The organism is Mycobacterium sp. E1747 (genome assembly GCF_001667775.1).
GTDB lineage: Bacteria > Actinomycetota > Actinomycetes > Mycobacteriales > Mycobacteriaceae > Mycobacterium.
In genome coordinates this window covers 1-6,764 of the sequence record NZ_LZJI01000220.1, presented here as the reverse complement: position 1 = coordinate 6,764, position 6,764 = coordinate 1, and the positions used below count along the sequence as shown (strand labels likewise).

At 60.1% G+C, this 6,764-nt stretch carries 6 protein-coding genes and 2 pseudogenes; all 8 read left to right on the top strand.

Translation table 11 applies throughout. The features are described from left to right. Window positions 1–480: pseudogene (locus A5695_RS23545) on the top strand (TROVE domain-containing protein); the annotation flags it as partial. Window positions 481–805: 325 nt separating this feature from the next. Beyond that, complete coding sequence (locus A5695_RS23540) at window positions 806–1,024, top strand: hypothetical protein (protein ID WP_068088094.1); 219 nt, start codon at window positions 806–808, stop codon at window positions 1,022–1,024. An 85-nt stretch (window positions 1,025–1,109) separates the two neighbouring features. Further along, window positions 1,110–1,817: an HNH endonuclease gene (locus A5695_RS29245; RefSeq protein ID WP_082946263.1), complete on the top strand. Its 708-nt coding sequence runs from the start codon at window positions 1,110–1,112 to the stop codon at window positions 1,815–1,817. A 580-nt stretch (window positions 1,818–2,397) separates the two neighbouring features. After that, window positions 2,398–2,739 (top strand): HNH endonuclease, encoded by a 342-nt coding sequence (locus A5695_RS28020; RefSeq protein WP_082946262.1) that lies wholly within the window; start codon window positions 2,398–2,400, stop codon window positions 2,737–2,739. 347 nt (window positions 2,740–3,086) lie between these two features. Continuing rightward, window positions 3,087–3,368 (top strand): hypothetical protein, encoded by a 282-nt coding sequence (locus A5695_RS23535; RefSeq protein WP_156749822.1) that lies wholly within the window; start codon window positions 3,087–3,089, stop codon window positions 3,366–3,368. 88 nt (window positions 3,369–3,456) lie between these two features. Further along, window positions 3,457–4,779: a terminase gene (locus A5695_RS23530; RefSeq protein ID WP_231974955.1), complete on the top strand. Its 1,323-nt coding sequence runs from the start codon at window positions 3,457–3,459 to the stop codon at window positions 4,777–4,779. Continuing rightward, window positions 4,776–6,233, top strand: a complete 1,458-nt coding sequence (locus tag A5695_RS23525) for a phage portal protein (protein WP_369830231.1) — start codon at window positions 4,776–4,778, stop codon at window positions 6,231–6,233. The genes A5695_RS23530 and A5695_RS23525 overlap by 4 nt, the downstream gene beginning before the upstream one ends. After that, a pseudogene (locus A5695_RS23520) lies at window positions 6,208–6,764 on the top strand (hypothetical protein); the annotation flags it as partial. The gene A5695_RS23525 and the pseudogene A5695_RS23520, both read left to right, overlap by 26 nt.

Genomic DNA, 6,764 nt, shown 5'->3' with positions numbered 1-6,764 from the left:
TGCCGGGAAGCGTCGGCGGCGTTGGCGATGGTAACGGCCGCAACCGAACACGACCACCAGATAGTCGGATTCACCGCAGGAAACAGCGCAGGGTGGTCATTCCGGCGCGAAGATGCGTTGACTCCGCTGGACATCAGCCCGCGGCGCCGGCTGGACGACAACATCCGCGCCGTGTCGAACCTGCCGTTCGGCGGCACCGACTGCGCACTGCCGATGGTGTGGGCACTGCAGAACCGCGTAGAGATCGACACGTTCCACATCTACACCGACAACGAGACATGGCACGGACAGATCCACCCGCACCAAGCCCTACGGGAGTACCGAGAGAAGACCGGCATCCCGGCCCGCCTTGTGGTGGTGGCGATGACAGCCAACGGATCAACGATCGCCGACCCATCCGATCCCGGCCAGCTCGACGTCAGCGGTTTCGACTCAACCGTCCCAAACCTGTTGTCGGACTTCTCCCGCGGCGACATCTAACTGTGGATCCGCGAGCTCAACAGGCCCGCGAGCATCACCGCCAATCAGGAGATGCCTCGCGGGTCGCTGAGCAACACCGCCACCTGCGCGATGAGCTAGTTCGTGAACTGTGGCGCACCGACCGTGAACGCTGGACCTACGCCACACTCGCCAAAGCAGTCGGATGTTCACCCGAACTGATCGCCAAGATCATCAGCGGATGCACGAAACCATAAGCAGTTTGCTGCATTTCGTTTCAGCCTCGTATTCACCTGTAATCCGGTTCTGAAATTAGTTAGCTGATCTGCCGCATGGGTCGCGGCGAAACCACCAGGAGGGGGACAACATGCTCATTGACCTCGGCTTCGTCGCACTCGCGCTCGGCATCATCCTCGTCGCCCTCGGCTATACCATCGAATCCCGATGCGTACGACCGGGATGGGCGGCCATCATCTTGGCGATCGTGTTGATCTTCATCGGCGCTGTCCTACCACGCATCACCGGACCGCACGACTACTACGACAACACCGCAGAAGCGATCCAGTACAGCTGGATCGGCGGCTGAGTTTCAGCAACATTTAACAGAGATAGTCCCCGGCGACGCCTGCCAGCGCCCCGGGGTTTGGCCAAACCTGTACGAGAGGTTCGACATGGGTCAGCGTACCGTCGTCTGCGCATGGTGTGGGAATCAGTTCACAGCAATTCGGAAAGATGCCCGATTCTGCAAGAGAAACTGCCACAACCATTACCAAAAGGGCCAGATGCCGGAGGGCCGCAAGTGCCTGTGGTGCGGTGGACCGATGGATGGCAAAAGACGTGGTGCCCTCTACTGTTGCCGACAGCATAAGAAGAACGCTGCTGCGGTCAGATTCAGAGAGCGAAACCCGGGCTACTACAAGCAATACAAGGACTGCCCGCGCAGTTTAGCCTGGCGAGCAGCAAATCGAGAACGCTTCGCTGCTGCGGCCCGCGAAGCTAGACGGAACGCCACCCCGGAGCAGTTGGCGAAGCTCCGAGATCAATCAGAGCAATGGAGAAAAGCTAACCGCGCCTACTACCAGGTTCGGGAACGAAACCGTAAGGCGATGAAGATCAACAACCCCGACAGCGTCGGGGTTTCCTTATCGGACTGGACACGCCTGTGTCGTCGCTACAACAACTGCTGCGCATACTGTGGCCAGAAACAAGACGGCATGCCACAGATGGATCATGTCATTCCCTTGATCAAGGGTGGACGTCACGCAATTGGGAATGTTCTTCCTGCGTGCCGAAGCTGCAACATCTCAAAGAACGCAAGGTATCTGATCTCCTGGCGCTTCTACTGCAAGAAACCAGTGTCGTGGCCAACGGCCGCATGATGAGCAGAGGAGGTGAACGCCAATGACCGACCCAAACCCCGCATCCGGAATGCCCATTCAATTCCAGAAGTACTGGCTCGCAGGAGCCGGTGCCGCCAAGATCCGCTGGGGAACGGGCGGCGATTGACTTCGACCGCTGCCGGACCGCCATCAACGAAGAAATCGTGAAGCACGGACACGATCCGTTGCCGCCCAATGAGATATCTGGTCTTTGTGCCATTCTTCACCGCAAGGCGACTGGGGCAACTCCTGGTCATGCGCCTGGTGAGAAGGCGGAAAAGGCAGCGAAGGTGAACCACTGAGGTGGGTTTCCATGATGAAGATGTGGTCAGGGCTCGGCATCTTGCCGACAAAGATCCCGTTATTTACAGTCCGCGTGAAGCGGGGAGTGAGGCTGACTACACCTGCCATCGGCCGTACTTTCTCAGGGTTGAGTGGACGGCCGCTGGTGAACGGGTTTGGACCCGCATAGATGCCGTTGCTTGATGCAGCGGTTCTTGTCGCCTGGTCGTTCCCGTCGGTGTTGGTTGGCGGCTTCGCGCTCGGGCATTTGCTTACCACGTTGATCGACAGGTCGTAGGTGTCTCGCGGTCGTAACACCACCACCCGGGATCAGCACCGGACGATCATCGCCCGCGGTAAGCCACCGTGCTACCTGCAAGACCTCAACCTATGCCGCTTCCCAGGCGAACCCATCGACTACGAAGCACACCACCTGGACCCGCGGTCCTTCGCTGTCGACCACATCGACCCCAACGGGCCAGACACACTCGACAACAAGGCGGCCACCCACAGGGCTTGCAATCGGGATAAGTCGAATAAGCCGTTACCGGTTATGACTGGTGGTGTCACGTTCGTTACCGAACGCTGCTGGTGGAGAACAGCCCGGATCGACTCGGAGGTAAGTCATGGAATGCCCTGAATGCGGACTGCCGGTAATCGTCGCGGAGGGTTCCATCACCCCACACCAACGCCCTGACACGCTCGCGCCATGCAACGGCAAGGAGGCCACGACCCATGCGACCACGCGTGAGGATGGTCCCAAGCAGGAACCTGCGAAGAAGCCGGCAGTGAAAGCGCCAGCCAAGGCCGCTGCTAAGGAACCTGCCAAGGCCAGCAAGACCGCCCGCAAGTCCTGAAAACCCACTGGGGGGGTGACCGGTCAGCCGTCCGGCCCCGCACCTCCCAGGCATAGGCGGGGCGAGAGGGAGCCCGAATTTTTTCTTCGCGAGGGAGGTGAAGCCGGTGCCGAGAGCTGAGGAGGCGCAGGTGATCGCCATGCCAAAGCGTGAGAATGATCCGCCTGTGGAATCCAAGGTGACGCCGTGGGGTGCACTTGGGTTCGCTACTGAGCGGGACATGTTGATTGATGATCTGAAGACGCTTGATGACCGGATTAAGGCCGGGTCGACGACTGCTACTGCGGTGGCTGCGTTGAGTAAGCGGAAGCAGGAAGTGTTCGAGCAGATCAAGATGCTGGACGCCGATGACGATGATCTGGACACGATCATTGATGAGTCGGATGACGAAGCATGGGATGCCGGAAGCTAGCAGCTTAGTTCCCGGTGCTCGATATGCGGTTCCTCCGCAGGGGATTGTGGCGACGGCGTGGCCGCGGGTGCGGAATACGTGCCGCAATGTGGGGTGGCGTTTCGATCCTTGGCAGGAAGCGGTCGGCCGGCTGATCCTGGCGAAGAAGGCGGATGGCAGGTGGGCTGCTGATCTGTCGATTCTGTCGATACCTCGGCAGGTCGGGAAGTCGTATCTGCTGGGCTGCATCATCTTCGCGTTGTGTTTGTCGAGTCCTAAGCTGCGGGTGATTTGGACGTCGCATCACACGGCGACGACTGAAGAGATGTACGAGGCTATGAAGGAGTTGGCGCAGCATAAGCGCGTCAAACCGCACGTTTTGAAGTGCATCGCCTTGCAGGGTTCACGATGGCGGATCCAGTTCGCGAACGGTGCGCGGATCGATTTCGGCGCCCGCTCGCAGGGTTTCGGTCGTGGTAAAGCCAAGGTTGGCGTGTTGGTGTTGGATGAGTTTCAGCACATCACTTCTCGAGCGTTGACCAACTTGGCGCCAACGACGAACCGTGCTGGTAATCCGCTGATCTTGTGTGCTGGTACGCCTCCGGGGCCTGAGGTCAGTGGCGAGGCATTCTCGATGCGGCGTACAGCAGCGATCGATGGTTTGGCGAACGACTCGCTGTATGTGGAGTTCTCGGCTGACCCTGATGCAGACCTGGATGACCGGGAGCAGTGGGCGAAAGCCAATCCTTCCTTCCCGACGCATACGGGTGAGCAAGCATTCCTGCTTAACCGCAAACTGCTTGATGAAGACAACTTTCGGCGCGACATGCTCGGTGTGTGGGACGAGGTATCGCGACATGAACCGATTGTCACTGCGATGGTGTGGCGCGATCTGTTCGACTTCGGGCCACCAGCGGATGTGAAGCCTGATGCACTGGGTGTGGACATGTCGCATGGTCGCGACATTTCGATCAGTGCATGTTGGCTTGATGGTGAATCGGCGCACATCGAGGAAGTGTGGACCGGCGCTGATGTCGCAGCCGCGACGGAATGGATCGAAACAGTAGCGGGGCATCGGATGCCTGTGGTGATCGATGATGTCTCCCCAGCATCTCAGATGCAGCCGGGATTAAAAGCGCGGCGGGTGAACGTGCGGCGCTCATCGGCTAGGGACATGGCCAAAGGGTGTCTGTTATTTGAGACACGCGCCAATGCAGGAACTCTCAGCCACGCCGGTCAGGAATCGCTAACGAAAGCTGTGCTCGGAGCCCGTAAACGCGCGATCGCCGATGCTGGCGGTTGGGGATGGGATCGCCGAGACTCCACAGTCGCTATCCATCCGGCAGTTTCCGGGACGCTGGCCCTTCTCGGTGCCGTTTCTCGCGGCACACCTAAGGATCCGAGTGGTCGTCGTACCGCCATTGTCATGTGAGGAGGAGAGTGGATAACCAAGTTCTTCTCCCCAACTCCGACGTGTCAGCGGAGGAACAGGCGATACTGACCCGGCTGCTGCAGCAGTTGGAGTTGAAGCAGACCCGGAACATGCTGCGTGACTCCTACTACGACGGCCGCCGCGCGATCAACCAGGTGGGGACGATCATCCCGCCGCAGTACTACAAGCTCGCCATCGTTTTGGGCTGGTCAGCGAAAGCCGTTGACACCCTGGCTGACCGGTGCAACCTAGACGGGTTCGTGTGGCCTGATGGTGATCTCGGGTCGGTCGGGTTCCAAGAGGTGTACGACAAGAACTATTTCGGCACCGAAATCAACTCGGCGATCACCCAGTCGTTGCTGCATGGGGTGTCGTTCCTGATCAACACGGTGGGGGACACCTCGATTGGTGAGCCGGCTGGGTGTATCCATGTCAAGGATGCCCGCAACGCGACCGGCACATGGGATGCTCGAGGCCGCCGCCTGGATAACTTGCTCTCTGTCACGAGCCGCGACCAGTCGGGTTCCATCACTGGTTTGGCTTTGTACCTCAACGATGTGACGATCACCGCGGAAAAAGATGACTCTGGGTGGTCTGTTGACCGCACGGAGCATTCGTGGGGTGTGCCGGCTGAGCCGATGGTATACCGGTACCGCACCGGCCGCCCGTTCGGAACATCGCGGATCTCGCGGTCGGTGATGTCGCTGCATGACATGGCGTTACGGACGGTGATCCGCATGGAAGGCCACGCCGACACCTACAGCTTCCCGGAAATGTGGCTGATGGGCGCTGATGAGTCGATCTTCAAGAACGCTGACGGCACCCAGAAAGCGGTGTGGCAGGTCATGCTGGGGCGGATCAAGGCCATCCCCGATGATGATGAGGCGACGAATCCGCGGGCGGATGTGAAGCAGTTCTCGGCGTCGTCTCCGCAGCCGCACATCGATCAGCTCAAGCAGCAGGCACAGTTGTTCTCGGGGGAGACGTCGATACCGTTGACGTCGCTTGGTGTTTCGGACATGTCCAACCCGACATCGGCGGACTCCTATGTGGCTTCGCGGGAAGATTTGATCGCCCGGGCTGAGGCCGCCACGGATGATTACAGCCGGCCGTTGAGGCGGGCGATGGCGCGCGCGTTGGCGATGCAGAACAACCTCAAAGAGATACCCGCCGAATGGTCGTCGATTCAGCCGAAGTGGCGGTCCCCGATCTACCTTTCGCGGGCGCAGCAGGCCGACGCGGGGATGAAGCAGGTCACCGCCATCCCGTGGCTGGCAGAGACCAGTCTGGGGTTGGAGCTGTTGGGGTTGGATGACCAGCAGATTCAGCGGGCGATGTCGGAGAAGCGCCGCGCGCAAGGAGCTTTGGCGGCGATCCAGGCGTTGCAGAACGCTCAGAACGCTGCGTTGAAGCAGGATCAGCGGGTCAATGACCTCACCGGATCAAACCAGTAACCAGACACTTCGACAAAGCCTCATCACGGTCACAGCTGCCGCTGCGACGGATTTGGCTCCCCTGTGGCGGCTACCGACACCGGAGCTCATCCAGGCGCTGTTTGATGTCGTCCCCGGTGTGGTGCAGAAGTGGAACCTCGCGTCAGCGTCGGTGGCGGCGGACTGGTACGACACACTCCGCGAGGAAAACGCCATCCCAGGCAGATTCACCGCGATCATCCCCGATCTGGGAGACCAAGGGGGACAAGCATTGGCGGGGTGGGGTGCCGAAGCACTCAAAGCACCGCAGGATTTGTCGCCGAGTGAAATGCCGGTCACGCAACTAGACCCGGTGGAGGAGACCCAATATCGGGTTGAGGGCGGCCTGCAGAAACGCTTAGTGAACGCGGCGAACCTCACCATCACCGGTTCCTCGCACCACGACCCCAACGCGCGGGGGTGGATGCGCCGCACACGCCCGGGGGCATGCAATTTCTGCCTCATGGTGGCTTCCCGCGGTGCCGTCTACACGAAAGCGACGGCGACGTTCGC